Genomic DNA, 26,662 nt, shown 5'->3' with positions numbered 1-26,662 from the left:
ACCTAGAACCTAGAACCTAGAACCTAGAACCTAGAACCTAGAGGGAATTTTATGAAACTTGAAGATATCCGTCGTGAGTATTTGCAAGATGCTCTGAGCGAAGAGAATTTACTTGATGATCCATTTAAGCAATTTGAAACCTGGCTTGAGCACGCGGTAGCAAGTAAACTGCCAGATCCAACGGCGATGGTGGTGGCAACGGTTGATGAAACCGGTCAGCCTTCGCAACGTATTGTGTTGTTAAAGCATCTTGATGATAACGGGTTTGTGTTTTTTACCAATACCGGCTCGCGTAAAGCACAAGAGCTTAAAGGCAATAATAAAATCTCTTTGCATTTTCCGTGGCACCATATGGAGCGCCAAGTGATTGTTTATGGTGAAGCACAACCACTGCCAACTTCAGCGGTTGCCAAGTACTTTTTGTCACGTCCCAAAGAAAGCCAGTTAGCTGCATGGGCTTCAAAGCAAAGCCGTCCTGTATCATCGCGTAAAGTGTTGATGGAAACTTTTGCTAATATGAAAACCAAGTTTGCTAAAGGCGAAATACCATTGCCAGATTTTTGGGGGGGATACTGTGTTGTGCCAACAAAAATTGAGTTTTGGCAAGGTGGTGCACACCGCCTGCATGACCGTTTTATATATCAGCGTCAAGCTGATAACAGCTGGCAAATTACACGTTTAAACCCATAGTTTATTATGGCGTTTATTGATTCCCACTGCCATTTAGATTTTACTGAATTTGATGCCACCCGCAGCAAGCTAATTCAGCAATGTCAGCAGCTGGGGATCGAAAAATTGATCGTGCCGGGGATCACTTTGGCACAATCTCTTTCTTTATGCGCTTTTGCTAAACAGCATTCTGCAGTGCGCATCGGTGCAGGTTTACATCCTTACTTTTTAGCAGAATATCACCACAGTCATTTAGCCAAACTGACTGAGTTTACTGTGCAACATCGCCAGCAATTGGTCGCTATTGGCGAGTGTGGCATTGACCGCAGTATTGACGATATTGTTTTGCAAACTCAGATATTTGAGCACCATATTGATCTTGCTAATCAGCTTGAATTGCCATTGATTGTGCATCATCGACAAAGCCATGACCTTATTGCACAGTCATTTAAGCGCTGTAAGCCAAAATATGGTGGTGTTATACATGCTTTTTCAGGCTCATTACAACAAGCACAGTATTATATTAAACAGGGTTTTAAACTCGGGGTGGGCGGGGTGATCACTTATCAGCGAGCACAAAAAACACGTTCCGTTGTTGCTCACATAGCACCTGAACACTTACTACTTGAAACAGATGCACCTGCAATGCCGTTAGCGGGCTTTCAAGGGCAAATAAACACGCCGTTACAGTTACCCCTAGTGTTTGAGCAGTTATGTCAATTAAAGCAGATCACAACACCTTATAAGGCTGGTTTTCAAAAGCAGCTTTATGATTCGTGCTCAGAACTTTTTCGGATATAACGATTTACTTGCCAGCGCTTTAAACCACGGCCTAATTGCCAAGTAAAAATGCAGGTTATCACTAGCATTAGTAATACTTGGCGGCCTAAGTCATGAAAGCTGCTATGACTGGTTGCTACTGCTGAGCGGGTCAAGTAAGTTATTGCAACAAATCCTAGTGGGCGATCGTCATCACTGATTATCGGTTCAACAAACGGGGTTTTAAGTTTACTAATACCTGGAGTGGAGTTGGGCAGCTTACCTAAAATATGGTGAGCTTGCCAATTATCACTACTGGCGATAAGTATGCCTTGCTGATCATAAATCGTTGCAGCCAGTACAAACTCATCTTTGCTTATGCTGTTACATAAGGCTGTTAATTCAGGTTTGTTTTTTTCAAGTAGCGGCGTTTTGGCATTGAGAGCCATAAAACGAGTTAAGCTTTTTGCTGTGCTGTCGGCACTATCATAAAGCAACTGGTGGCTTTGAAAACTACCATTAACAGCAACCCAAGTCAGCAATACAAAGCATGCCGCAGCAATACTTAATCGCACTAGGCGTTGCCTAAGAGATGCTGAAATAGGGTTTTTAAGATGGTTATTTTTCATAGTCACCGTTTACGCTGCTGACAGCTTTTGTTTTTGATGTTACAACTAAGCGTAACTATAACCTTAAATCCCCCTTTATGGCGAATTAATACCAATCGACTTAAATATTTAGTCTTTCTAGCGTGCTAAATAAAGCGCTAACGGCGTTATAAGTTTTTTATGTAGAACAACTACATATAAAATTTATGCCTTGTTATCACTCTATTTATCCGTCGCTATAAATGACCAATAACCTAACCCGATTGGTATAATTGTTATTTTACAGGGGAGACATTAGTATCATTTTTGGAGTTATCATGACATTGGAGCGCTTTGCGAGCCTTTCATCAGAGCAGTTATCGGCACAGTTGTCGTTAGGTATGTGGTATCACTATCAAGATGCTTTATTAGTACCAACAAGCTTACCAACTGATCCGCAAGGAATGTTTAGTATTGCTTTTGCAGGGGACTTTAGCGGCCAACAACTAGCTAATATAATTAACTTTTTAGCTCAGCAGCAGTTTATTGTCAGTGCATTTTGTCGTTATCAACCAGAGCCAAACTTAAGCCCCGCACTGTGTTTTTACAGCGAGACACTAAGCCCAAGCATTAATCCTTTGGTACTGAATGAATTTGCCCATCCATTGGGATTTCAACTTGTACAAGTTAGTAAGCCACCGATTTTAACTAAGCCCGGTTTATTAGTAATGGATATGGACTCAACCGCCATTACGATTGAATGTATTGACGAAATCGCAAGGCTTGCTGATGTATATGATGATGTCGCAGCGGTAACCGCACAAGCGATGGCTGGTAAGTTAGATTTTAGTGAAAGCTTACATCAACGAGTCGCTAAACTTGCGGGTATTGAGCAAAGCTTAATTGATGAACTAAAAAATAGTTTACCATTAATGCCAGGGATCAAAGCGCTATGCCAAGTGCTAAAGCAGCATAATTGGTATTTAGCCATTGCCTCAGGTGGCTTTGTGCCATTTGCTGAACAAGTGCAAAAACTGCTTGAACTAGACGAAGTACATGCCAATGTTTTGGAATTTAAAGATAATAAGTTAACAGGTAAAGTGCTAGGCATGATTGTTGATGCGCAGCAAAAAGCCGTGGTGTTGAGCCAATTACAGCAACGATTAAATTTACCTACGCAACAAACAGTGGCGATTGGTGATGGTGCGAATGATTTGACCATGATGGCTGCGGCAGGACTCGGTGTTGCCGTACACGGTAAACCTAAAGTTGTTGAACAAGCCCAAGCTGCAATTTGCCAAGGCTCGCTATTACAACTGTTATATTTATTAACTATTCCTGTTATTAAGTAACGGAGTTAAGTTAGCCGTTTAAGCCAAGTCTGCTTGCGCTTATTCATTTGGTCTACCAGCTCTGCGGTAAAGTCCAAATGACTAAGCGTTTCATCTGTTACATCAACCATGTCACCAACACCTGTTACTGCCCACAGTGCCTCTTCAAGATCTTTTGCTTTGTGCAATGCATATTGGCTTACGTATTTTAACTCGTTAGATAAGTAATCTGTATCAGGGCGGCCAGTGCGTGAAATATAAATACGCATTATAAAGATCAACTCAGATTTGAGACCTTTCTTTAAAAAGAGTAACTGTGGGGCATAATCCTCGCCTGCACTGCACTTGCTTTTTATAGCGTCTTTAATGGTCGGTTTTTTAGGATCAAAACGAATAAATAAAGTGAAAGGTAGAGGAGGATCTTGACGACTGCGATCTTTTATAAGCGGTGTGATCACGCCATTGAGCTGCTCTGGCGATAAAAAAGCATCAATGCTGGTGGTATTATTAAGCAAGCCATAGTTTTGCAAAATAATATGCAATGGGCTCGGGTACAAGCCTTGACCAATTGCTCCTGTTTTAAAATGTGCAGCTTCTTTATGTAAATAAAACGGAAATTGGCAGACACTTTTAGTTACCATATTTCGCAGCGCTGTCGATAATCCTGGCACCTTTGGCGCTTCTTCAGATACTTTTAGTTTATCTTTATTATTTTCAATTAACTGCGTAAAAAATTTCACCCCTTCGTGTGGGTTATCAACAATACGTAAGGCTTTTAAGTTGATAGTGGTGAACGATTTACTGACCGCCATCACTTCGTACTTTAATTTACTCAGCGTGTGCTTTTTGGTTATTTTTTGCAGCTCAGGTAAGCTTAATTCAACAACTTCACCTTTTTGAAAAGTAACCGGTTGGTCACACTCAATTTGCAACCCCATCACCGAGAAATCACGACTATGAGCGGTATGTGTTTGCTCATCCTGAGTTGTTAATACTACATCGGTTTTATACAAATAGCGTTTGTGAGAGCGTAGGTTTACATACTCTAAATCCACGGTTTCAAGTTTTGGTGGGGTTTTATGTTTGCCATGGCCAAAGTGCTTGAGCTGATTAACTATACTTTTATCGTAACTAAAACTTTGATAATGCGCTCGTTCAACGTCTGTTCCGACTGCTGTTAAAATCACAAGATATTTTACGTCTTTGATCATTCCTTGTACGCGAGGCGTTGGTGGCTTGTTTAATTTTTCAATATCTTTGCCAGCGGTATTTGGTAAGCTTAATGGAATAAATGAATCTTCTGGATGGCTTGGCATTAACTGTACTTTAAAACATTGCCAGCTTTCTTTTTGGCTACCAAAACCAAAAAATAATGCGCTTAATTGCGGCTCTGCAGTCAACTCAGTGCGTGTTGCTGAGTAATAATATACTTTTCCAGCAACCACGTGCGTAAAGGTGTATAAATACTCTTCTTTAACTGGGGCTGGGTTACTTAGTAACTGACTTAAACGTTGCTGATTTAAAATAGTGTATAAACATGACAGCTTTCGCTCATCGCAAAAATAACGCTGAATAAAAATATTGTTTTCAGTGGTCAGCACTAAACTTGGGTAGAGTTTATCGTTTTGCAAACTAAAAAAAGTAAATAACGAGGTAACACGGGGAATATAATACTGCTCATAGCCTTTTGAGACGACTGCATCTAAGGTGTTATCTAAATTTACTTTATAGCGACGCTTATTGCCGTGAATAAAGCTTTCTAAAAACTCATCAAATTTTGCGTTATTTTCTATAAAAGTACGTTTTAAGCGAATATGATTAAATTCCGCAGAGATTTTCTCAACTGCAACAACTTCATATTGAATGCCGTTTTTTAAACCTAATTCAAAATCTTGCTCAAGACCGACTAAACGCAGTCCTAATAACTGCCCTTTTTTGACTTGATAGCGCGGTGAGAGCTTTATTTTTGCGCCACTTAAAGATATATCTGAGGTGGTTGCTGCAATGGTGTTGTCTTTGTTGAGTTCTACAGTGATTTTGATTGAATAGTTCATCCGTTCTTCACGGCGACTTTCATAAGAGGCAAATTTAATAACCTGGCAATCTAATTTTTGTTCATTCTGTAACTCAGGTTGCTTAGCTTGTTCAGCGGCTTTTTTTTGCATTACACGATGGTTATTATCGGTGTTCATTACAGCTTCGTAAACAGCAAGGGTATAACCACCATGGCGTTCTATGGCTTGTTCAAATACCGCAATAGCGGTTTCATCCATAAAGTGTTGTTTGCCTTCATACTCATAAGGTTTAACTTGGCCTGTTACTTGGCCGCGTAAATCAATAAAACGGGCGATAGGTTGCGACAAGCGCGACATTTCCATCTTGATCAAGAACTGCTCAGGTTTTGTTAAACCCGCTGTCTTCGATTTAAAGATCGTGTCAAATTTGGCATTACCTAAATATGATTTAAGCTCATCAACTAAACTTTCATATTTAAGCAGAGTGTCTTCAGTCATTTATAAAACCATCACCGTCTATTCTAAAAAGTTGGTATACTGCACATGTATTTACACACTCACTTGGTTGCTGGTTTGCAGCATGTGCGGTGTAATGAGTTACCATCTTTAATTTTTATTATTATGAGATTGCCAAATAAATGGCTCATTACTTTAGTTTATTAATCAAAAAAGCCCAAGCTAAAAAGATTAAGCAAAAAATATGCCCTAAAGTAAAAGTGATAAACCTTGCTTTTTTATATATCTCGATTGTGGCGTTGAATTGCCTTATTGGCAAGGTCAATATTCAGCGCACGATAACGTAACAATAAATTAAAGATCATCCTAGTATGGACATAAATGATTTCAAAATGACGAAGGTAGGCAAAAGTTAATGGCAAAAGCGGCAAAAATAGAGTTTGTTTGCACCGAATGCGGAATGAACTACCAACGCTGGCAAGGACAGTGTCGCTGCGGCGCATGGAATACCTTAGCCGAATTTAAGCCCTCAGCAGGGCAAACTAAAAAAGCAGCAACGCGCAGCGTTGTTGGCGGCTATGCTGGTGGCGTTGGCGGTGGCTCGAAAAAAATTAATGACATCGCAACCACCGAAGCCGAAAAGCAACTAACCGGTATTGGTGAACTTGACCGAGTATTATCAGGTGGCGTAACCACAGGTTCTGTGAATATTATTTCAGGCGATCCCGGAGCAGGTAAAACGACTTTATTATCGGATTTAGTCGCGCGCATGTCACAGCGTATGCCATCACTTTACTGCACCGCAGAAGAGTCGTTATCGCAATTTAAAAACCGTGTTAATCGTTTAAAGCTCGATTACAACCCAGACGAACTGTATTTGTTATCAGAAACCAGTGTTGAAACCATTATCGACGAGCTTGAAAAAAATAACATCAAGTTTGCAGTAATCGATTCTATTCAAGCGGTTGTTACTGATACCGCAAACGGCAGCCCAGGTTCACCGTCACAAGTTAAAAGTGCCGCGCAAGCGCTTACACAGTACTGTAAGCAAAACGACGTCACTATGTTTATTATTGCCCACGTAAATAAAAATAATGAAATAGCGGGGCCGCAAACCTTAGTGCATATTGTTGATGCGTTATTACATATCGACACTAACGATGGGCAAATACGTACCTTGCGCGCCAATAAAAACCGCTTTGGTGACATTGATACTGTGGGCATTTTTAGAATGTGCGAACGCGGTATGCTAAGTGTTGATAACCCCAGTGAAATATTTTTATCGGGATCAAGTACCGACTCACCCGGTTCAACCATTACTTGCATTCGAAAAGGTAACCGCAACTTGTTGCTCGAAATACAATGTTTAACTACCGAAACCGAGGCGGAGTTTCCACAGCGAGTGTGCGTAGGTTTAAATATGAACCGAATAAAAATGCTCACTGGTATTTTACGCAAGCACACTAAAACCAAAATCTTTCATGATACGTTTTTTAATATTGTTGGCGGGCTGAGAATTGATGAAACCGAAACCTGTATCGATTTAGCCTTAGTGACTGCCTTACTCAGTAGCTTAAATGAGTTTGTAGTGCCACGGACTACCTGCATAATGGGTGAGTTGAGCTTAAATGGCGATGTACGGCCAATCGATAGTGGTGTGCCGCGCGTTAAAGAAGCTGCCCAACATGGTTTTACCGAAATATTTATTCCATTTCGTAATTACCATAAATCAATGGAAGGGCTGGGCGCTAAAATAACCCCAGTTAAAACAGTGCATGAACTGCTAAGTTTAATTAATTAGCCACGCTCAAAAAAGTGCAAATCAATTTGCACTTACTTATGCTAGGCCTTATCAAAGGTATTATTGAATGATACGCTTAGCAAAATCTTAAGTCTAAAGCCGTTAGAGACTAAGCTAAATAACAACGGTGATAATAGAAATCGTAATAAGGAAATAGAATGAAAAAACTCGCAATTGTTGCTGTTGTTGTCGCTGCGGCTATCGGTGGTGTTAACTATGCAAATCATGCACTGACTCAAGAAGTTAAAGTAGAAGTTGATCGTCAGCTTGCATTAATGAGCCAGCAAATGGGTGTAACAGCTAGTTATGAAGATATTTCGGCCAGCGTGCTTGGGCAAAGTGTTGAAATATCAAATATGCAAATCACAGGTTTTGATCAGCAGCCAGTTGCTAATATTGCGAGCATTGAAGTGGCGGGATATGAAGTAGATAAAATTGCTCCTCGTACCGAGTTGAGCATAAAAAACTTTACCTTCAGTGAGCATTTTTTAGCGCAGTTACCACCAGACGCTAACAATAAACTTGCTGCTGCTAGTTATGATCTTCATACATTGATGAACTATGATGAAAAATCAGGTGATAGTGATATCGACTTTGCGCTTAATGCTAAAAATATTGTAGGCCTTAATTTTAACCTCGGTCTAGCAAAGTCAACCGCATTGATGAATGCTTCATTGGCGCTGAGCAAAATGCAGCAACAACTAGGTAGTCAACAGCCGACTTTAGAGCAGCAATTACAGCAACAAACCTTACTAATGGAGGCGCTTGCAGAGCTTGAACCACGCAGCATCGAAATTGCCCTCAATAACGAAGGTGAATTTAAAGCACTCGTCGAACAAACGCTTGAAAAGCAAGGTATGACGCTGGAGCAAATGCAGCAAATGGTCAACATGCAGCTACAACAAGCGCCAGTCAGCGAGGAACTGAGTGAAGCGATTAAAAACTTCACGCAGGGCTTAAGCTCATTAACAGTGTCAGCAAGCTTGCCAGAAGGGCAAACCATGACCGAAATTAACCAACAGATCTTCACCCTAATGGGGCAACCAGAAGAACTGGCAGAGTTTATAAATTTAAAAGCAAAGGGCGAATAGCTCGTAGAGCTATAAGTTGTAAGTCTTAAGCGGTAAGTTTAAGACAAAATACAGTTTTGAGTCATTTTAAAGCGCGAGATAATCTCGCGCTTTTTTATGGGCGATTCGGGTGAGGGACTAGGATTTAGGCGCTAGGAACTAGGAAAAACCAAAGCAGGTCGGCGTAAAATTTATTATCGTAGGTTGTGGTTCATAGCAACGAAACCCAACGGTGAAAATTAAAGTTTAGAGATGGTTTCAAGTGGGAAACTGACGTTGATATAGGTTTAGGATAATAACTCATTGAATAATCAAGCTGTTGTTTGCTCCCATATTCAGGAACATGAGCGCCACGCGTATCTTTATCTGCTTTATTTTCCTGTATTCATAAACAGTTTTGAGTTTTTTTTAACAACTCGCGGGTTTATTTCTTGTGATTTACAATAACAAAATAACAACAAAGATAAATCCCTTGATTTACATTTAGATACAGAGTTAGACTGAAAATATTAAAAAACTCAAAGGATTTTCTGTCTGCAACTTGTGGGTTTAGATCCTTTGAATAAGCTGTTAGGCCTACAGGAGAGTTTCTTTGAAATTTCATTACTTAGTACTTCTTTTTATAATCTTTATTAGTGGATGTTCATCAGTCCCGAGTGTAAAACTTAAAAAAGAAAATTTCGAACAGTTACAAACTATAAAACTTGAAGCAAGCCCAAATGACAACTCTATGCTAACCGCTATAAGTACCGTAGAAGTTCAATGGACAGGTGTCAGTTATTATTATTCTGGAACTGCTGGAGATGGTTTGGGCGTAAGAGAGCTGGCGTTAAGATTTATGGAAGAACACCGTATAAGTTTAAATGAGATCGTCCAGAATCAATTCATTGAAAAAGTAAAAGCAGATAATCTTAAGATTAATTTTGATAGCAACTCTCAAAATAAGTTAGTTATTACACTTAATGTTGTCGTTTTAGGTATGGTACATGGGTTTTCTGATGAATTTAATTCACGCTTTAATATCGCAGCACAGCTATTCGATAGTTCAGGTCAAATAATGTGGTCTTATAATGCTATTCCAATTTCTCCAGTTGCTCCTGGGTATTCTGTAAAACTAAAGGATCTGTTTTCATCTAAAGAATCAATGCTTAAATTTTTTAATGCGGCTGCAGGCCCTATTGTGCAGAAGCTATACGATGATTTTAAGAGGGATTTAGTGTAGGCCTAACAAGGGTTTTCAAGTCGAACAAATTACAGTTGGCTTTTTGTTCGTACCTCACTTATTTTAGCCAACTGCAATTTGCCGCTTAAAACGGCGTTGGTATGACTCCCACTGTCAAGTTAAACGCACTGATCCTTGCTTAACTTTTTAAGCCATAATTACTTCAGCTCGAATTAGAGCGAGTTAATACATAGGATGAAGCAAGTAAGTTCGTCGGTTATCTTGCTGATATGACTACAGGCATCCTGCCTTTCGTGAATCAGCTACGCTGTTCAAAATTGTTCCTGACAATTTTGTCGTTGGTTATTACTATTTCTAGTAACAGAGCAGACCTTACTTATTCCGTCGTGGCACCTGTCTTCAGTCTATGTTCGTGGTTCAACGCAGCGTTAGCTGCATTGCCATCCTAACGCCGTCGGTGGTTGTGCCACACCCGATGCTTGATCCCATGCATTAACTCTAATTCGTTTATCATGCGGGTACTCTTGCCAATCTAAGTTTTGTATTCACTGGCGTAAGCACCACTTCTTTAGCAATGGCCCATATGTACGCAATCATTTCTCGGGCAATTGCGGTGACAACCAGGTTGTAGTGTTTCCCTTTGGCTATCATTTTTTTATAGCGCTTGCAGAGCCTAAGTTGTGCTTTCCACGCAATATCAATAATGTCCTTTGATAAACCTTCTTGTCGTTTTTGCATATCTGTCGATATATTTGCTGCATAGCGATAAGTGTGCGCGCCTTCAACAAGGAGGCGTCTTGCTCGGCCATTTCCGCATTTTGTGATAGCGCCAATATGGCGTTTGCCACCACTCGAGTGTTCACTGGGTACAAGACCGAGATAACTCATTAATTTACGGGGATGATCGAAGCGCGTTAAATCGCCAAGCTCAGCAACAACACCGGTGGCGACCAACAAACGAACACCTCGCATTGCTTGTATTGCTTTAACAACGGGATAATAACGCCATTGATGGACGTGATGTGTAAGTTCATTATCTAATCGTTCAAGTCGGCTTATTCGCTCGGTAATTGTTTGTAAAAACTCTTGTAAGACGATGTGCTGTGCTGGGTGTGGAAGCACAAGCTCAGTGAGCCAACGTAAATGTTTTTGTGACCAATTTGCAGTGCCTTTGTAATTAATATTATTACGAAGCAGCAGTGCTTTTAATTGATATTTAGCATCTTTTAAATCTTTCATGGCTACTTCGCGTGCGCGAGATAAATCACGTACAGCTTCATCTTCAGGCTCGGGAACATAGATAGGTGTTAAATCTTCAGATTTAAGTAATTTAGCGAGCTTAAGGGCATCACGTTTATCGGTTTTAATCTTCTCGCCTGGTTTTTTAGGAATAAGAGACGGGGCAACCACATAACAGCAATGGCCAAGGCTTGTGATTAATCTGTAAATCCACAAATTTATAGGGAATAAATTTGAACCGCGTAGCGGGCTTTAGTGAGTATCAGGGACAATACGAATAATAACCACAAGGGCCTGCTTCATAAACAAAGTGTAGCGTTGCGCCAGGGTATTTAGATTCAAACTGACGAACAAGCTTTTGAACGGCAATTTTGGAAGACGAAACTCGACCAAGGTGAACAGGTTGTGCACCTCTATGTTCTTCAATATAGGCGACTTCATTGAATTCTTTATGTGTATCAAGTCCGATAAAAAGTATGCTATGTTTATTCATGTTAGCCTCTGCTGTTTAGTTAATTGACAAACTAATTATGGCTCTGGCTTTGAATTAAGCTAACCCACGAAAAGCGGAGGCTAACACCGTGTGGGAGTCATTATGTCTAAATGGCGACCATGAATATCGAAGCAATTAAACAACAATTGAAAGACTGGATTAATGAAGGCTTTATTGAGGGTGAGCTTTCGGTGGAGCCAGAATGGTATATTTTGTGGCGTCCGGAAGAAATCGAAGAATTTAATCGCGACTATCAGTTGCCAGAATTTGCTCCGGGTTTCATAACTTTTGGAGGAAATGGTGGCGGTGAGCTTTTAGTGGTTAACGAGCAAGGTGAGGTGTTTTACATGCCGGCTATAGGCATGGCACCAGATACAGCAATAAAAATCGCAGGTAGCTTGCAAGAATTTAAAGGCTACATGCATCAATGAGAAAAGCATTTAACAAGGCCAGTCAATCTGACCTCCGTAAACTGTCTTCTTTTTTGCAAAAAGACGCAAAAAAGCAGCCAATTCACTCCGGCAGTTGCTGGCGGCGTTATAAGGTTTTGATATGGAAGTCACATTAGAGTTGATTATTGGCATCGCATTTTTCTTAGTCGGTGCTAGATTTGTTTATATTGGTAAAATGGATGTCGAGTTTGGTATCACTAATGGTCAATCAGGCTCTCGTACAAAATTCACTTCTTCTCAAACTAAATCTTTAGAGGGAACAAGTGCTAGACTAGCTGGTGCATTAATATCTATCTTTGGTATTTTACTGTACGTGTTTATGGAAAAAGGTGACGTCTTGTTTGTGTTGTAAACAACCTTATAATCGGGTAGCCGGAGGTCTCTAACCTCCAGCCCCACACCACCCATCATGCGCTTTTTATTAGCAGGAAGTGCAATGGGCGGTTCATCTCCCGTAATGAATATTGATCCAAATATCTCTCAGTGACACTAAACCTTTTGACGCTAAATAGTCATTGCCTAGCGCAATGTTAATTCCTTTTTTTTTTGAGCTTCTACAAGGGCCTTCGCTTCCAAGCGCCTACTTTTGGTACTGGTGATACCACAGGCTATGGCGAGCCGTTCGCTGACACCCAGTTTCATTAAACTGCGTACTTTAGTGCGTGCTATTCCTTATAAATAGTGCCATTGTCGCCAGTAGCACATTTTTATCCTACGGCGGATCCAGAGATCTAAATCCACCGTTAGCTATAATAATCAAAGTCAAAATAGACAGCCCAATGGGGCGACGGCAGCTTTTTATTGAAGGAATGGCAAACGACTAGGCTGTATAGAGCCTGCATTCCTTTAAATAAACAGCGGAATATTACAGTCAATAAAGGCATGAACAAACTGACCTTGAGAGGACAAACGAAAGTGAATGCGCAATGGCAACTGTACTGCCTTGTTCATAACATAGAAAAGCTGCAAAACACGATGCATTAATAAAGGTAAGCTGCGACCTCTCCAAATAAGCCACTTAAACACCTGTCATACCTTCCAAAACGCCAATTAAAGCAACAGCAAATCCTCTTTTTATATTTTACGTAAAAGTCAGTTGTCGATTGAATCAAAATAGGAACTCAGCTATGGTTAATGCACCAATAAAAATAAATTAAAAACGAGTTATTCTACAGGCTCGTTAGTTGCACTGGAAAATTATGAGTACAGCTGGAATTATCATTTTTGTGTTCCTACTTATCACATTTATCTTCACTTTTAGAAATTTCGTCATTTTCATATCAGCTTTTTGGCGTGGTAAATTTAAACTAAAAGAGTGTAATTGCTGGTTGTTGGGTTTTATTATTTTTGTATTAACTTTTAGTGTCACAACGCATTTTCACGAAGAGTTAGGTATAAAGAAAACTTGTGCACAAAATGCTGCAACTTGCTGAGTGGGTGCAACTTAACACATATGAGCCTTAACTCGGTCAATAGGCACTAGTATTTTCTTTGAGCGTTTTTATTCAGTGACGGTCAATTCTAAATCAATAAACAAATTCATTTACTTCGTTTGTCGATGTGGCTGTTAAGCAAGTAGCTTAAGGCAAATACATATAAGGTGCGTTACTCAGTAATCGATTATTGCAATCTCATTACAGCCTACTTTTTTGCATATCTTTATGGGTTTTTACAAACATTACATAAAAGCTAGATACAAAAAAGCCCGCATATTTTATGCATCTGCGGGCTTTTTTATCAGTTCAAATAGACACTGATTCGTTGCAGTTTACTAAAATGTATAACTTGCGCCGATAAAGTATTGTGTACCGGTATGGCTGTATTCTCTCGTTAAGTTGAGATCTCCGTCTCCGGTACCATATATACGTTCAACTTCGTCTGTTAAATTAATAATTTCCAGTGAAAGCGAAATGTTTTCATTCACATTATAAAATGCAGATACGTCTACATGAGTCGGACCAAACTTACGCTCTTGAGCATGGCCGTTTCCGGCTGGCTCTTGAAGTAGGTAATCATCGCGTTTGTTTAATGATATACGAGCGCCATAATTTTCTTCATCATAATACAATGTTGCATTATAAGAATTGGGTGACAAGCCTGTAGAGTCTTGTGCGCTTACATGTGTAAAGTTAGCAACCACACCAAAGTTAGACAGCCAACCGTCTAAAAAGATAAAGGGTTGTTGATACATCAGCTCATAACCAGTCACGCTATAGCCGTCGTTATTATTGACTGGTATGCGGTGTGTATAGGTTTGCGATGCGGGGTCACCTAGGGGGGCTGTGGCTATATACTGAGGATCAGCGTAAATAGATGGCCAAAACTCTTCGTCTACCAGTTTTTCTACTTCTTCAGTATCAAGAGAGGTCACTATGTCTTTATTAAAAACATTAAAAGCAACAACAGCTTCTTCTGCGAAATACCATTCAACACTCAGGTCAACATCATTTGATTCATAAGGGTTGAGTCCAGGATTACCTAAGTTACCTACAGTAAAAGTCGTATACCCAAACTGCGGTGAAGCAATATTTAAACTACCTAGACTTGGGCGAGTCATGCTGCGAGCATAAGCAAAACGCGTCACTATATCATCGGTGACTTCAAGTGCTAAATTCATCGACGGTAAGAAGTTATTGTAATCGCGCGTAACCGACAAAGGACTATTGTTTATAATGGCTTCAGAAGTGACCTCAGTGTTGACATAGCGCACGCCAAAGTTAGTACGAAGATACATATCACCAATTTCATGATCACTGTTTAATTCAAGGTAAAGGGCTTGTGTTTTCTCACCTACCACCCAGCCTTGAGCTGCATTATTGGTATAATTATGAGTAAGAATACCGTCGGCCTCTAGCTTATCAAAGTCAGCAACAAGAAAAGGAGCCAAAGTAGCGCCATCTAAGCCTTTACCAAAATCCGAATACGGAAATGGGGTTGTATATTTTGAAGGATCAAAGGGAGTAAAGTCACCATCTGCCGTTCGATATTCTACTTCTCTGTCATTAAAGGCAAGTCCGGTTTTTATATCAAAGCTATCTCCGGCATAAGCGAGATCCAGTTTCACTGTGGTATTTGATTTTTTAACATCGTCACTACGATTAGAGGCATTGACTGCATCAAGGTAGTTATTAGGATCGGTCGTATCGTAATCGCCATAATCTACTGTCGCTGCATTTCCACTGCTGTAATCATAGGAGTAGAAGTGGGGAACCGATCGGTAGTAATAACGAATTTCCTCTCTGTCAGCGTCGTTTTTAGCCATACCAGCCATAAGGTCAAGCGACCAGCGATCATTAAGTTGAATATCGCCAGATAATACATACTGGTCAAATATCGAATCGGACACCTGGTATCGGCTTTCGTACCATGAGGTGACATTTTCAAAACTGCCAGCAACAAGGACTTTACCCGACTCATCGACCGTAAACGAAACGGGGCTTTGACCTTGGAAATCACCCGGAGCACCACGATTAACTAGCCACTCCATAGAGTTGTAGTTTCTGCGATCATTTTCTAACTCAGAATGCAATATATCCAATGTGAATAACATGTCGTCATTAGGCTTATATTGCAAAGAACCGGTAACCCCAATACGTTTTTGCTCATTCCCGAAAAAATCAGCCCGCGGTAACCGAGGTACCCATAAACAGGATATAGCTTCTTCAGCACCACAGTAATTACTAGGCGTTCCGTTGATGGTCGCCAGCTCAGAAGTGTCACCCCATGTGCCATTACCAATTCGATTTGTTGGCTCCCAGCGCACGCTGCCAAAGCCTTCTTGACGTACACTTCTATCTGATACTGCAACCGAAAAAAGTGTACCAAAGGTATTATCAGCAAATGTATTACTGGCTAAGAAAGCAAACCTAGGGTCAACTTCACTGGTTAAATCATTATAGCCACCTTTAAGTGACAGGGTCGAATTGAAGCCGGGGTTATCAAAAGGGCGTGCAGAGTACATATCGACTGTACCAGCAATACCACCTTCTTCAATCGAGGCTGTTTGCGTTTTTTGAATATCTATACGGTTGAAAAGCTCTGATGCAAATACATGGAAGTCAAAGGCTCGACTATTGTTAACAGTTACGCCGCCAGAATCGAGACCATCACTTCCTGCGGGTACTTCCATACCGTTAAGCGTGGTTCGGGTAAAACCCGGGCTAAAACCTCGTAGAACAATATTACGACCTTCACCACCTTCGCGCGATATTGCCACTCCAGGAACTCGCTGAATGGCTTCTGCCACATTCAAGTCTGGAAACTTACCAATATCTTCAGCCATAATTGACTCACGAGTATTAGCTGCATCTCGTTTGGCTTCTAAGGCTTTAATTAAAGAACCACGAAAGCCTTTTACTTCAATGACCTCAACATCCTCAGATGCTGCTGGTTGAGATTCTTGAGCGTTACTAAAGAATGAACTTACGGTAAGGGCGGCAAGCACGTTAGTAGCAATTAAGCTTTTTATAAATGTGTGTGTGAGTTTCATTATTGCTCCCTTGGAACAAAGAAAGATTAAATTGCGCACTATTTGATAAAGTAGCGCGTTAAATAAAAAGTAGAGATGCTGTTAATTTGTTTACATAAGTTACCACTAATAAAATTTATTTTAATTAGGTTGCCACCGGTGGCAGTTTGGGTCAAGTGGTTTGTTAATATAATGTATCATTAGATCTGCGAGCTTTATTTTTGTAAAAAATAACACGCTGATTTTTTAGGGAATGATATTTAAATAGATTTGCCACCGGTGGCATAATTTGTTAGAAATAAGTATTGAAGAAGATTTTTTGGATAAATACCAGTCCAATTAGTTGGAATTGCGCTACATGCTAACTTCGCTCACAGAAAATCAGCTATGTTGCAAACTGTGACTGCTATGTAGAAGTTATGGCTACAGGTGTTCAGTCATTTTCCCCATAAGATGAGAAAGATTGTGATATCAATAATAAAAGGGTGGTTACGACAGTGATTACACTAAACAAAAGAACAAGTCCTTTAGTGCTTTTAATTACATTGCTGCTTGTATTATTTGGGACGCGAGCGGTAGTGGCTCAAGAGTACGCCACAAACATGGTAGTCTCCAAAGATGGTACGGGCGATTTTACTTCCATTCAGGCAGCAATCAATGCAAGTAAAACTTACCCTTGGCATGACATAAGTATTTTCGTTAAAAATGGCGTTTATGCAGAAAAGGTAGAAGTTTACTCATGGAATACACGAATAAAACTAATAGGTGAAAGTAAAGAAAATACAATTATTACCTATGGCGACCATTTTAATAAGATAAATTTAGGTCGAAATAGTACCTTTCACACATATACATTAATGGTGCGAGGGAATGACTTTAGCGCCCAAAATTTGACTATTATTAATAGTGCAGGCGCGGTTGGGCAGGCTGTTGCTTTGCATATCGAGGCTGATCGAGTAAGCATAAATAACGTAGCTATCAAAGGCCATCAAGATTCCTTGTACCTAGCTGGCGAAGGGTTTCGCTCGTATTTCAAAGATTGTTATATCGAAGGCACCACAGACTTTATTTTTGGTGAAGGCACAGCAATGTTCGAAGACTGTGAAGTTAAGTCACTCAGTAACTCTTATATTACAGCTGCTTCTACCCCTAAAAATCAGGCATTTGGATTTGTGTTTAATCGTGTAAAGCTAACTGCCAGTGCTGCTGTTGATAAAGTTTATCTTGGCCGTCCTTGGAGACATCACGCTAAAACTGTGTTCATTAACTCTGATTTAGGTCAGCATATTGCTCCTGAAGGTTGGCAAAATTGGGGGGATGTTAGTAAACAGGAAACCGTTTTTTATGCTGAGTTTAATAACTCAGGGCAGGGGGCCAATAGTAGTAAGCGAGTGGCTTGGGCGCATCAACTGAGTCAAGTCGAAGCGCAAGACTACACCATTAAAAACGTGATGCGTGGCTGGCAGCAAAATATAGTTAGTAAAAAATGATCTTACTTACTCGCCACAGGCCTACTTTAAACATGCTATTTTTACTATGTAAGGAAAACTTCACATGCAGTTACATGGTCGGTTAAAAACAGTAAGCGGTACTATTCTGGGCTTATTATTTTTCTTTGGACTTACGTGTCAAAGCTTATCTGCGAATGAACTCGTATCACCACGAGTTGATGCAATTGTTGATAAAAACAATGAACACGCTTTTGCCACCATTGCACAAGCTATTGAGCAAGCACCTAATAATTTATCTCAGCCCTATATTATTAAAATAGCCCCAGGTGACTATTATGAAAAACTCGTTATTAACAAACCTTTTATTACGTTATCAGGTGCAGGGGCTGATACTACTCGATTATATTTTGATGATTATTCAGGCAAAGTAACAGAAAATGGTGGTAATCTAGGAACATCAAATTCAGCCACGTTAACTATTAAATCGCCTAATTTTAGTGTTGAAAACTTGCATATTGAAAATAGCTTTGATTTTCCATATTACGATGCAATGAGTAAAGATGATCCGAAACGCGTATCAGGTTTACAAGCCGTGGCCGTATTGACCGACTATGGTAGTGATAAAGCATTGTTTAATCATGTAAGAATCAGTGGATATCAAGATACTCTTTACACGAAAGCAGGGAGATCTTTATTTCTCAATAATACCATAAGTGGTCATGTTGACTTTATTTTTGGGGGCGGAGCCGCCGTTTTTTATAAGTCGAACATAGTGACCCGCAATAGACCTAACAAACAGTTACCCATAGGTTTTATTACTGCACCAAGTACTAATATTGAGCAAGCATTTGGTCTGGTTTTTATTGATTGTGCACTTAGCGCAGAGGAAGGAGTGCAAGACAATAGTATGGGGTTAGGAAGACCTTGGCATCCAACTACTACTTTCCCTGATGGAAGGTATGCAGATCCTAATGCAATAGGACAAACAGTATTTATAGATACTTGGATGGGAGCGCATATTCAACAACAAGCGTGGCACCCAATGGGGGGGACGGCTAGAACAGGCGGTAAAAAGGTGTTTCGAGCAGAAGATGCTCGCTTTTTTGAGTACAATTCTTCCGGTCCTGGGGCATTTATAACAACGAATAGAAGACAGCTAAATGACAGTAAAGCAGCATCTTTTACTTGGGAAAATATCTTGGGTGAATGGTATCAATCTCCACGTATTCAACAAGCAATACAGCTGGTATTTACGCGTGAGGTGGTCAATTCACTCAGTGGTGAAATGGCTGAGTACACCATTGAAAGTGAGTATCGAAAAAACAAGAAACAGTTTCCTTTTATTAGTCCGATCAACAAACCGGAAAATATCGAGCAAACAGCACAGTCCATCAGCGAACATTACAACTTAGCTTACAAAACGGTGGATGGCTCAACGCTGCACCTTGACTTATTTTATCCTAATAAAGTAGTGCAGGCGAAACCGTTGGTCGTAATGATCCATGGCGGCGGATGGAGGACTGGTAACAAGTCTCATCAAACGCCAACGGCACGCTGGTTAGCTGGCCAAGGTTTTGTGGCGGTAAGTGTCGAATATAGAACCTCTAAAACGGCGCTCTATCCAGCTGCAATGGCAGATATCAACGATGCGATTAAGTGGCTAAAACAACATCATAAATTATATATGATAGATACCAAAAAAATCGCGGTGTTAGGGGCGTCTTCTGGTGCTCATATGGCCACGTTATTCGGGGCCATGAGTACCAATCACGATACAAAATCGCCTTACGAAGCAGTGCAAGCAATCGTGAACATTGACGGCGTGGCTGATTTAACCTCAACAGCGGCTAGGATGTTTGAAGATAAACCTGGAAAGATTTCTTATGCAGCGCTTTGGTTAGGTGGGCGTTATGCACAAGAGCCAAAACGTTGGCATGCGGTTTCGCCGGTAGAATATTTAAGTAAACATACTCCAGCAACGTTATTTATTAACTCTTCCCATGACCGTTTTCATGTTGGCAGAGATGCTTTTGTAGCGCAGCTAATTAAAAACAACGTCCATCAACAAGTGTATACCATACCCGATACACCGCACACCTTTTGGCTATTTCACCCTTGGGTAGACGAAATGCGCAGCGTACTTGCGTCGTTTCTCAATAAGGTTTTGGTAGAGGAAAACCCTAGCTAACGCCTCTATTGAGGCATTTAGTAATAGAGAAGTTTTTGACAGAGTTGTTGAAATATATACTTAAGAGTGAGCCGTTAAAGCAAATACAGTAAGATGTAACTTAAGTGAAGCTTGTTTAATACAGACAATAAAACTGGCAATATTTCATCGGCTAAGGTTGAAAAAACGTAGTATTCTTCATCCAAATAAAAGCCGTGCTTGATTTAACAAGCACGGCTTTTATTTTTTGACCGCTGACTGATATTAGTGAAGAATACGTGCTCTGATCGTGCCTTCTACTGCACTTAGTTCTTTTAGTGCTATTTCAGAGTGGTCGGTATCTACGTCTATTACTACATAACCAATCGCTTCGTCTGTTTGCAAGTATTGCGCGGCGATGTTGATGCCGTGCTGGGCAAACGCTTGGTTAATTTGGGTTAACACACCTGGGCGGTTGTGGTGTACGTGTAATAAACGGCTACGGTTAGCAAGCTCTGGCAGTGATACTTCAGGGAAATTAACAGCAGTAATAGTTGAGCCGTTATCTGAGTATTTTGCTAGTTTACCCGCTACTTCAATACCAATGTTTTCTTGCGCTTCTTGAGTTGAACCACCAATGTGTGGTGTTAAAATTACGTTGTCGAATTCGCGTAGTGGCGATACAAATTCTTCATCGTTTGATTTTGGCTCAACTGGGAATACGTCGATGGCAGCGCCGCTGATTTTTTTATCACGAAGTGCTTCTGCTAGGGCGTCAATATCAACTACAGTGCCGCGTGAGGCGTTGATCAAAATTGAACCTTGCTTCATCACTGAAATTTCCGCGCTACCAATCAGGTTTTTAGTCTGCGGTGTTTCAGGTACGTGTAAGCTAATAACATCAGCGCGTTGCAGTAGCTGCGTTAGGTTATGTACTTGTGTGGCATTACCTAGGGTTAGCTTGTCTTCAATATCGTAAAATTCAACGTTCATACCGATATTTTCAGCCATGATACCTAGCTGCGTACCAATATGGCCGTAACCAATAATACCTAAAGTTTTACCACGGGCTTCAAATGAGCCATTGGCGGTTTTTAACCAGCCGCCACGGTGGGCAATGGCATTACGCTCTGGAATACCACGGAACAATAGTAAAATTTCACCAAGTACTAACTCTGCAACAGAGCGGGTATTAGAAAACGGTGCGTTGAATACTGCAATACCGCGCTTGCGGGCGGCACTTAAATCAACTTGGTTAGTGCCGATACAAAAACAACCAACGGCAACCAGTTTTTCTGCCGCTTCAAGTACAGCTTCAGAAATATGAGTACGAGAACGAAGGCCTACAAAATGCACATCTTTAATGCGTTCAATTAGTTCGTCCTCAGGCAATGAGGTTTTTACATAATCAATATTGCTGTAGCCGTTACGTTTTAGCGTTTCTACAGCGCTTTGATGTACACCTTCAAGCAAAAGAATTTTAATTTTGTCTTTTGCTAACGATACCTTACTCATACCCTCATCCTATTTTATCTAATTTGCGGCCCATTTTTGGTACCGATAATCACTTTATCTGCGCCACGGTGGGCAAATAAGCCGTTGGTTACTACGCCAACAATTTGGTTAATTGTCAGCTCTAAATCTTTTGCTTGGCTGATCGACAAGTTATGTATGTCTAAAATAACGTTACCATTATCTGTTACCACGCCATGGCGATAAACTGGATCGCCGCCTAGTTTAAGCAATTCACGAGCAACATAACTGCGTGCCATCGGAATCACTTCTACCGGCAGTGGAAATTCACCCAAGGTGTCCACTATTTTTGTTTCATCAACAATACATACAAATTGTTTTGCTACAGCTGCGACTATTTTTTCGCGGGTTAGTGCTGCGCCACCGCCTTTGATCATTTCGTTCAGCGCATTTATTTCATCTGCGCCATCAACGTACACGTCAAGGGCATCAACATCATTGAGTTCAAATACTTCAAGACCGAGTGCTTTTAGTTTTTCGGTTGAAGCGTCAGAACTTGATACCACACCGCGTATGGTGTCTTTTACTGAGCCTAATGCATCAATAAAATGGTTTACAGTTGAGCCTGTGCCAACACCCACAATGGTGTCTTTTTTTACAAATTCGAGTGCAGCCCAAGCAGCTGCTTTTTTTAATTCATCTTGTGTCATGATTATGTGCTCAATAGGTGAGAGGGATTGCCATTAGTATATAAATAAATTGCTTACCAATGGTAGATTTTCTGTGGTGTGATTATGTAATTTAATGGTACATCCCACGATTCAACCGGTAAACTTGGAACATGTTGGCATTGATGTGCAAGGCCAATCAGTTGTGGTTTTTGCCAGTTTTCTTTTTCGTAGCGCGCCAAAGTTTTATCATAAAAGCCACCCCCCATCCCTAACCGGTTACCGTTATCATCAAATGCAACTAATGGCATTAGCAGATAATCAAGCTCAGCCAGTGGGCATATCTGACTACAATTTAACTTAGGCTCCAAGATACCATAGCGATTTGCCCTCATGGGTGAATTTTCTTCATAGCGCTGGAAGTATAAAGTAGTGCCGTTAAATGGGTGGATTACAGGTAGGTAAAGGGCGTGGTTTTTAGTCCAAAGATCTTTTATTAACAATGAGGTATCTAGCTCTGAGTCATTGCTAAAATAAATGCCAATATGGGCGTTTTTAATGGTTTTTTGCTGTTTTAAGTGTTGAGTAAAATTCACTTTAAGCGATTCTGCGGCAATTTTTTGCTCGAATTTTGACAGTGAATTACGTGCTTTACGGATTTTTTGGCGGATCAGTGCTCTTTTTTCGCTCATATTTATTTTTGCTTTATCTGTTAATTATCCATAAAACTGAATAAATCAGGGAATGCAAACGACAATCCTAGTACTACAAGCAAGACAACAACCATAGCTATAAGTGAATACAGCAGCATGTTACTGCGTTTTTTGATCGGCGTTGTCAGCTCTTCATCTAGCAATAGGTCGTCAGTTTGCCACTCGTCGCCTTCATCAGGATCTGGTTGTTGGGTTGTGGCTGGTAAGCGTTGCTCTAGGTCGTCGAGTTTTTCTTCGATGCGAATTAAACTACTGGTGATGTAATCAAGGGCGTTAAAAATACGCTCATCTCGCTGGTTGGTTGTATCGCTGCTACTTACCGCTGGTGTGTTGTTGGTTATTGGTTGCAGTTTACTTTTGATGCCTACGCTGGCAAGTAGCTTTGCTTGCTTGAGTGCTTTTTCTTTTTCACAAGGCGCAAATAGGGGTTTGTTTTCAAAAAATGCAGCTACTTTACTTTCAGGGGCTTTGAGCTTTACAGCCAGTTGTTTAATTGCATTCGATTGCTCAATATCTTGAGCTAGACCTGCATACATAACACGGAAGTTTTCAGTCATCTGTGTTTTCCAAAAACGTAAAATCAATAGTTTGAGTATATCCGAATTATCGATAAACAAAAGCCCGTAAAAACGGGCTTTTTTAATCCAGTGGTTTTAAGCGCTGTTTAATACTTCGCAGCTTCACCTTCTTTTGGTAGTGACTGTAAAATAAAATCACGTAAATCGTTATTTGATGTTTCTAAATCTGCATGGCGTAAATACATCATGTGGCCACTGCGGTAGCCTTTAAAGCTTAGGCGATCACGCATTTTACTACTTGGATCTAGTTGCCATAAAGTGTATTTAGCATCAAAGTAGTTAGTGGCACCATCATAGTATCCTGATTGGATCATCACATTGAGGTATGGGTTTTGCGCCATTGCTAAACGCAGATTTTCACCAGTGTTATTATTGCTGCGATCCCACGGGTGTACATTACCAAACAGGTTATATTTTACGTCAGTTTTATAGTTAAGCTCTTCACGTAAGTAGTGATTGATGGCTGGTGTAAATGAATGCAACCATGATGTTAGCTCAGCCCAGTAGTCTGGAGATTCGCCAGCGTCACGCTTGTCCATGCCTAAATAACGCGAATCTAGACGGCCTAACGTTTGACCGCGCTCACGTAGTAGTTCTTTCCAAAAGAAGTTGGTAGGAATATCAAGGTTGTTTTGCGCAACAAACTTTTCAGATACACCGGCATACAGTGCCATTTGTTTAATGATAGCGCGTTTTTCTTCATCATTAATAAAGCCACCTTTAGCAAGTGCAGGAATTAGCTTGTTAACGGTAAAGTCTTCAACTTCTGGTAGTAATTCATCTAAATCTTTAGCTTGCAATGCTGGGCTTAAAGCTTTGTGATACCACGCCGTTGCAGCAAAGTAAGGTAGACGGTTAGCTGCTTTTATCGGACCGTCGCGTTTAATACCAATGTCTGTTGGTGAAACCAGCACAACACCATTGATATACATCCATTGACTGTTTTGTAATTCATGGGCAAGGCCTGATACGCGGGTTGTGCCGTAGCTCTCACCAATTAAAAATTTAGGTGAGCGCCAGCGCTCTGTGCGATTTACAAAGGTGTTTAACCATTCTGCTAGGTATTTAATGTCGGCATTGACACCAAAAAACATGCTTTTTTGCGCCTCTTTACTTGGTAATTCACCTTTATCGTTTTCAAGAATACGCGAGTAGCCAGTGTTTACTGGGTTAACGTAAACGATATCAGCAACATCAAGCACTGAGTATGGGTTATCTTTGACGCCATACGGTTGAATAGGGTAGCCTTCGTCATCAATTTTTAATACCCGTGGTCCAGTATAGGCTAAGTGCATCCATACTGATGCAGAACCAGGTCCGCCATTAAATGAAATTAATAATGGGCGTTTAGTGCGATCGTCAACTTTGTCGCGTTCATAATAAGTGTATTGCAATGTAGCAACGGCATCGCCTTTGTCATCCCATACCGGTTGTGTGCCTGTGGTTGCGGTATATGAAAAACGCTCGCCATTGATGCGCGCTTTATGTTCAGTGACAACTTTACTATCGACATCGATACGACGTTGATTTTCTGCATAACTGACTGTGCTTACACTCAAAGTAAGTATGGCCACAGAGACACTAATGATACTAATAAGCTTCATGGTGGATCCTTTAAACAATAGTTAACCTATTAAAGATAATTTTTAAGCAAATAACAAAGGGAATGAGACTAGACGACGATATTAATCGGTGAGCACTAGACATAAATATTATCAGTAATGCAAAGGCTATGCTTTTATGCGTATATTTTCAGCAATATATTTTGCTCAAGCTAATAATAAAGTATATTACCGCCTGTTATGACTTTTAGTTTTTTTATTCGTAAAAAGTTTACCCTCGCAATGTCCACCTGAAGTGTAGAGAAGATATATGCAAAGAGTTTTAGTTGTTGAAGATAGTAAAGTGGTCCAGCAGGTGTTGCGACACTTATCAGCTCATTATCTTGATGTTGCTGTCGATTTTGCCTGGTCACTTGCCGAGACCAAAGAATTCATTGCGAAGCATCAGTACACACTTGCTTTGGTCGATTTAACCCTGCCTGATGCGATGAATGGCGAAGTTGTTAAATATACCTTGGCGCAAGCTATCCCTACAGTGGTACTAACATCTACCATCGATGAATATAAGCGCCAGCAAATATTAGAGCTTGGGGTCGTTGATTATGTAATTAAAGATAATCGTGATTCATATCATTATGCGGTTAAATTAGTGGCGCAGCTATTACGTAATCAAGGTTGCAAAGCCTTAATCGCCGATGATTCAGTTTTAAGTCGTTCATTAATGAAGCAAATGCTCGAAAAGCAGCTGTTTGATGTGCAAGATGCGCATGATGGTGAGCAAGCTCTAAAAATACTGAAAAATGATCCCGAGATTAAATTGTTACTAACTGATTATGCGATGCCGACAATGGATGGCTTTGAGCTTGTTAAGGCGGTGCGAAATTTTCGTGGTCGTGATGATTTAGCTATTATTGGTTTGTCAGGTGCGGGTAAGCATGGTTTATCTGCACGGTTTATTAAATTTGGCGCGAATGATTTTTTAACCAAACCCTTTATGAATGAAGAGTTCCATTGTCGTGTATTACAGACTATGGAGCAGCTGTCACTGATAGCAGATATTAAAGAAAGTGCCTTTCGCGATGATTTAACTAATCTTTATAATCGCCGTTATTTTTATCAATTTGCCGAAAAACTGCTAAAAGAAACATCGTCTAACAATAGTTTAGCATTACTCGATATTGATTTTTTCAAAGCGATCAATGATAAATTTGGCCATGAAGCTGGGGATCAGGCTTTAAAGCAAGTAGCGTCTTTATTACGCAGTTCGTTTAAAGATTTTACCGTTGCCCGTGTCGGTGGTGAAGAGTTTGCGGTTGTATTAACTAATTTAGATTTGGAACAAGCGTACTCTTTACTTGAAGCGTTTAGAGTGCGGTTGTCTGAGTATGATTTTGTGATCAATGGTGATGTATTTGCAATTACGGTAAGTATAGGTTTAACAAAATTTCAAAATGTTACGTTAACAAGTGCCATGCGCCTAGCTGATAAGGCTTTGTATCAAGCTAAAGAACAAAGTAGAGACTGTGTCGTCAGACAAAGCTAGGCTGC

Annotated in this window: 19 protein-coding genes and 3 pseudogenes; 12 read left to right on the top strand and 10 right to left on the bottom strand. The window is 40.4% G+C overall.

Going from position 1 to position 26,662, the window contains the following annotated elements; translation table 11 throughout:
* Positions 1-51: 51 nt before the first annotated feature.
* Positions 52-690, top strand: a complete 639-nt coding sequence (gene pdxH / locus H5203_RS08895) for a pyridoxamine 5'-phosphate oxidase (RefSeq protein ID WP_145235507.1) — start codon at positions 52-54, stop codon at positions 688-690.
* A gap of 6 nt (positions 691-696) precedes the next feature.
* Positions 697-1,470, top strand: a complete 774-nt coding sequence (locus tag H5203_RS08890) for a TatD family hydrolase (RefSeq protein ID WP_182731505.1) — start codon at positions 697-699, stop codon at positions 1,468-1,470.
* Here H5203_RS08890 and H5203_RS08885 read toward each other — a convergent pair.
* Positions 1,437-2,057 carry an AhpA/YtjB family protein gene (locus tag H5203_RS08885; RefSeq protein WP_145235511.1) on the bottom strand — a complete coding sequence of 207 codons (621 nt, stop codon included), beginning with the start codon at positions 2,055-2,057 and terminating at the stop codon, positions 1,437-1,439. The two genes, H5203_RS08890 and H5203_RS08885, sit on opposite strands and share 34 nt — an antisense overlap.
* Before the next feature lie 296 nt (positions 2,058-2,353).
* Here H5203_RS08885 and serB point away from each other — a divergent pair, with 296 nt between their 5' ends.
* On the top strand, positions 2,354-3,367 hold the full coding sequence (serB, locus tag H5203_RS08880) for a phosphoserine phosphatase SerB (protein ID WP_182759227.1): 1,014 nt from the start codon (positions 2,354-2,356) through the stop codon (positions 3,365-3,367).
* A 5-nt stretch (positions 3,368-3,372) separates the two neighbouring features.
* Here the strand turns inward: serB and H5203_RS08875 are convergent, their stop codons facing one another.
* Positions 3,373-5,859, bottom strand: a complete 2,487-nt coding sequence (locus tag H5203_RS08875) for a PilZ domain-containing protein (protein WP_145235513.1) — start codon at positions 5,857-5,859, stop codon at positions 3,373-3,375.
* A gap of 373 nt (positions 5,860-6,232) precedes the next feature.
* On the opposite strand from H5203_RS08875, the gene radA reads away from it, so the two are divergent.
* The 3 genes from radA (at position 6,233) to H5203_RS08860 (ending at position 9,910) form a co-directional block, all read left to right on the top strand.
* Positions 6,233-7,618 (top strand): DNA repair protein RadA, encoded by a 1,386-nt coding sequence (gene radA / locus H5203_RS08870; RefSeq protein WP_182719606.1) that lies wholly within the window; start codon positions 6,233-6,235, stop codon positions 7,616-7,618.
* A gap of 158 nt (positions 7,619-7,776) precedes the next feature.
* Positions 7,777-8,709, top strand: coding sequence for a hypothetical protein (locus H5203_RS08865; RefSeq protein ID WP_182819609.1), 933 nt, complete (start codon positions 7,777-7,779; stop codon positions 8,707-8,709).
* 571 nt (positions 8,710-9,280) lie between these two features.
* Positions 9,281-9,910 carry a hypothetical protein gene (locus H5203_RS08860; protein ID WP_182819608.1) on the top strand — a complete coding sequence of 210 codons (630 nt, stop codon included), beginning with the start codon at positions 9,281-9,283 and terminating at the stop codon, positions 9,908-9,910.
* A gap of 471 nt (positions 9,911-10,381) precedes the next feature.
* Here the strand turns inward: H5203_RS08860 and H5203_RS08855 are convergent.
* Positions 10,382-11,603, bottom strand: a pseudogene (locus tag H5203_RS08855) (IS110 family transposase).
* Between the two features lie 119 nt (positions 11,604-11,722).
* On the opposite strand from H5203_RS08855, the gene H5203_RS08850 reads away from it, so the two are divergent.
* Both H5203_RS08850 and H5203_RS08845 read left to right on the top strand, forming a co-directional pair.
* Positions 11,723-12,034, top strand: coding sequence for an SMI1/KNR4 family protein (locus H5203_RS08850; RefSeq protein WP_200911622.1), 312 nt, complete (start codon positions 11,723-11,725; stop codon positions 12,032-12,034).
* Positions 12,035-12,155: 121 nt separating this feature from the next.
* Positions 12,156-12,407: a hypothetical protein gene (locus tag H5203_RS08845; RefSeq protein ID WP_101343115.1), complete on the top strand. Its 252-nt coding sequence runs from the start codon at positions 12,156-12,158 to the stop codon at positions 12,405-12,407.
* A gap of 93 nt (positions 12,408-12,500) precedes the next feature.
* Here the strand turns inward: H5203_RS08845 and H5203_RS22875 are convergent.
* Positions 12,501-12,796 (bottom strand): annotated as a pseudogene (locus tag H5203_RS22875) (hypothetical protein); the annotation flags it as partial.
* A gap of 14 nt (positions 12,797-12,810) precedes the next feature.
* On the opposite strand from H5203_RS22875, the pseudogene H5203_RS08840 reads away from it, so the two are divergent.
* A pseudogene (locus tag H5203_RS08840) lies at positions 12,811-13,039 on the top strand (transposase); the annotation flags it as partial.
* Between the two features lie 787 nt (positions 13,040-13,826).
* On the opposite strand, the gene H5203_RS08835 reads toward H5203_RS08840, so the two are convergent.
* The gene (locus H5203_RS08835) at positions 13,827-16,544 is read right to left on the bottom strand and encodes a TonB-dependent receptor (RefSeq protein WP_182819607.1); all 2,718 of its coding nucleotides are present in this window, start codon (positions 16,542-16,544) and stop codon (positions 13,827-13,829) included.
* A gap of 476 nt (positions 16,545-17,020) precedes the next feature.
* On the opposite strand from H5203_RS08835, the gene H5203_RS08830 reads away from it, so the two are divergent.
* Positions 17,021-18,013, top strand: a complete 993-nt coding sequence (locus H5203_RS08830) for a pectinesterase family protein (RefSeq protein WP_310736548.1) — start codon at positions 17,021-17,023, stop codon at positions 18,011-18,013.
* A 64-nt stretch (positions 18,014-18,077) separates the two neighbouring features.
* Positions 18,078-20,162, top strand: coding sequence for a pectinesterase family protein (locus H5203_RS08825; protein ID WP_182819606.1), 2,085 nt, complete (start codon positions 18,078-18,080; stop codon positions 20,160-20,162).
* A 243-nt stretch (positions 20,163-20,405) separates the two neighbouring features.
* Here the strand turns inward: H5203_RS08825 and serA are convergent, their stop codons facing one another.
* The 5 genes from serA to H5203_RS08800 all read right to left on the bottom strand — a co-directional run bounded on the left by serA (position 20,406) and on the right by H5203_RS08800 (position 25,156).
* A complete protein-coding gene (gene serA / locus H5203_RS08820) occupies positions 20,406-21,635 on the bottom strand; it encodes a phosphoglycerate dehydrogenase (RefSeq protein ID WP_145241268.1) in 1,230 nt (409 codons plus the stop codon).
* A gap of 14 nt (positions 21,636-21,649) precedes the next feature.
* Entirely contained in the window at positions 21,650-22,303 is a 654-nt protein-coding gene (gene rpiA / locus H5203_RS08815) for a ribose-5-phosphate isomerase RpiA (RefSeq protein ID WP_182819605.1), read from the bottom strand.
* A 53-nt stretch (positions 22,304-22,356) separates the two neighbouring features.
* Positions 22,357-22,953 carry a 5-formyltetrahydrofolate cyclo-ligase gene (locus tag H5203_RS08810; protein WP_182819604.1) on the bottom strand — a complete coding sequence of 199 codons (597 nt, stop codon included), beginning with the start codon at positions 22,951-22,953 and terminating at the stop codon, positions 22,357-22,359.
* A gap of 20 nt (positions 22,954-22,973) precedes the next feature.
* A complete protein-coding gene (locus H5203_RS08805; RefSeq protein ID WP_145241274.1) occupies positions 22,974-23,531 on the bottom strand; it encodes a hypothetical protein in 558 nt (185 codons plus the stop codon).
* 107 nt (positions 23,532-23,638) lie between these two features.
* Positions 23,639-25,156, bottom strand: coding sequence for a S10 family peptidase (locus H5203_RS08800; RefSeq protein WP_145241276.1), 1,518 nt, complete (start codon positions 25,154-25,156; stop codon positions 23,639-23,641).
* Positions 25,157-25,424: 268 nt separating this feature from the next.
* On the opposite strand from H5203_RS08800, the gene H5203_RS08795 reads away from it, so the two are divergent.
* Complete coding sequence (locus tag H5203_RS08795) at positions 25,425-26,657, top strand: diguanylate cyclase (RefSeq protein ID WP_182731495.1); 1,233 nt, start codon at positions 25,425-25,427, stop codon at positions 26,655-26,657.
* Positions 26,658-26,662: the final 5 nt, after the last annotated feature.

Origin of the sequence: Pseudoalteromonas sp. SG41-1 (assembly GCF_014164575.1) — a bacterium.
Taxonomy (GTDB): domain Bacteria; phylum Pseudomonadota; class Gammaproteobacteria; order Enterobacterales; family Alteromonadaceae; genus Pseudoalteromonas; species Pseudoalteromonas rhizosphaerae.
Note: the sequence above shows the minus strand (reverse complement) of the source record. Positions and strands in the feature narration are given on the sequence as shown.

What these genes read in the sequence shown, in the direction of transcription:
- H5203_RS08795 (WP_182731495.1), top strand. Translation starts at nt 25,425, where the DNA reads ATGCAAAGAGTTTTAGTTGTTGAAGATAGTAAAGTGGTCCAGCAGGTG.
- serB (WP_182759227.1), top strand. Translation starts at nt 2,354, where the DNA reads ATGACATTGGAGCGCTTTGCGAGCCTTTCATCAGAGCAGTTATCGGCA.
- serA (WP_145241268.1), bottom strand. Translation starts at nt 21,635, where the DNA reads ATGAGTAAGGTATCGTTAGCAAAAGACAAAATTAAAATTCTTTTGCTT.
- H5203_RS08805 (WP_145241274.1), bottom strand. Translation starts at nt 23,531, where the DNA reads ATGACTGAAAACTTCCGTGTTATGTATGCAGGTCTAGCTCAAGATATT.
- H5203_RS08845 (WP_101343115.1), top strand. Translation starts at nt 12,156, where the DNA reads ATGGAAGTCACATTAGAGTTGATTATTGGCATCGCATTTTTCTTAGTC.
- H5203_RS08890 (WP_182731505.1), top strand. Translation starts at nt 697, where the DNA reads ATGGCGTTTATTGATTCCCACTGCCATTTAGATTTTACTGAATTTGAT.
- H5203_RS08875 (WP_145235513.1), bottom strand. Translation starts at nt 5,859, where the DNA reads ATGACTGAAGACACTCTGCTTAAATATGAAAGTTTAGTTGATGAGCTT.
- radA (WP_182719606.1), top strand. Translation starts at nt 6,233, where the DNA reads ATGGCAAAAGCGGCAAAAATAGAGTTTGTTTGCACCGAATGCGGAATG.
- rpiA (WP_182819605.1), bottom strand. Translation starts at nt 22,303, where the DNA reads ATGACACAAGATGAATTAAAAAAAGCAGCTGCTTGGGCTGCACTCGAA.
- H5203_RS08825 (WP_182819606.1), top strand. Translation starts at nt 18,078, where the DNA reads ATGCAGTTACATGGTCGGTTAAAAACAGTAAGCGGTACTATTCTGGGC.
- H5203_RS08810 (WP_182819604.1), bottom strand. Translation starts at nt 22,953, where the DNA reads ATGAGCGAAAAAAGAGCACTGATCCGCCAAAAAATCCGTAAAGCACGT.
- pdxH (WP_145235507.1), top strand. Translation starts at nt 52, where the DNA reads ATGAAACTTGAAGATATCCGTCGTGAGTATTTGCAAGATGCTCTGAGC.
- H5203_RS08850 (WP_200911622.1), top strand. Translation starts at nt 11,723, where the DNA reads ATGAATATCGAAGCAATTAAACAACAATTGAAAGACTGGATTAATGAA.
- H5203_RS08885 (WP_145235511.1), bottom strand. Translation starts at nt 2,057, where the DNA reads ATGAAAAATAACCATCTTAAAAACCCTATTTCAGCATCTCTTAGGCAA.
- H5203_RS08865 (WP_182819609.1), top strand. Translation starts at nt 7,777, where the DNA reads ATGAAAAAACTCGCAATTGTTGCTGTTGTTGTCGCTGCGGCTATCGGT.
- H5203_RS08835 (WP_182819607.1), bottom strand. Translation starts at nt 16,544, where the DNA reads ATGAAACTCACACACACATTTATAAAAAGCTTAATTGCTACTAACGTG.
- H5203_RS08800 (WP_145241276.1), bottom strand. Translation starts at nt 25,156, where the DNA reads ATGAAGCTTATTAGTATCATTAGTGTCTCTGTGGCCATACTTACTTTG.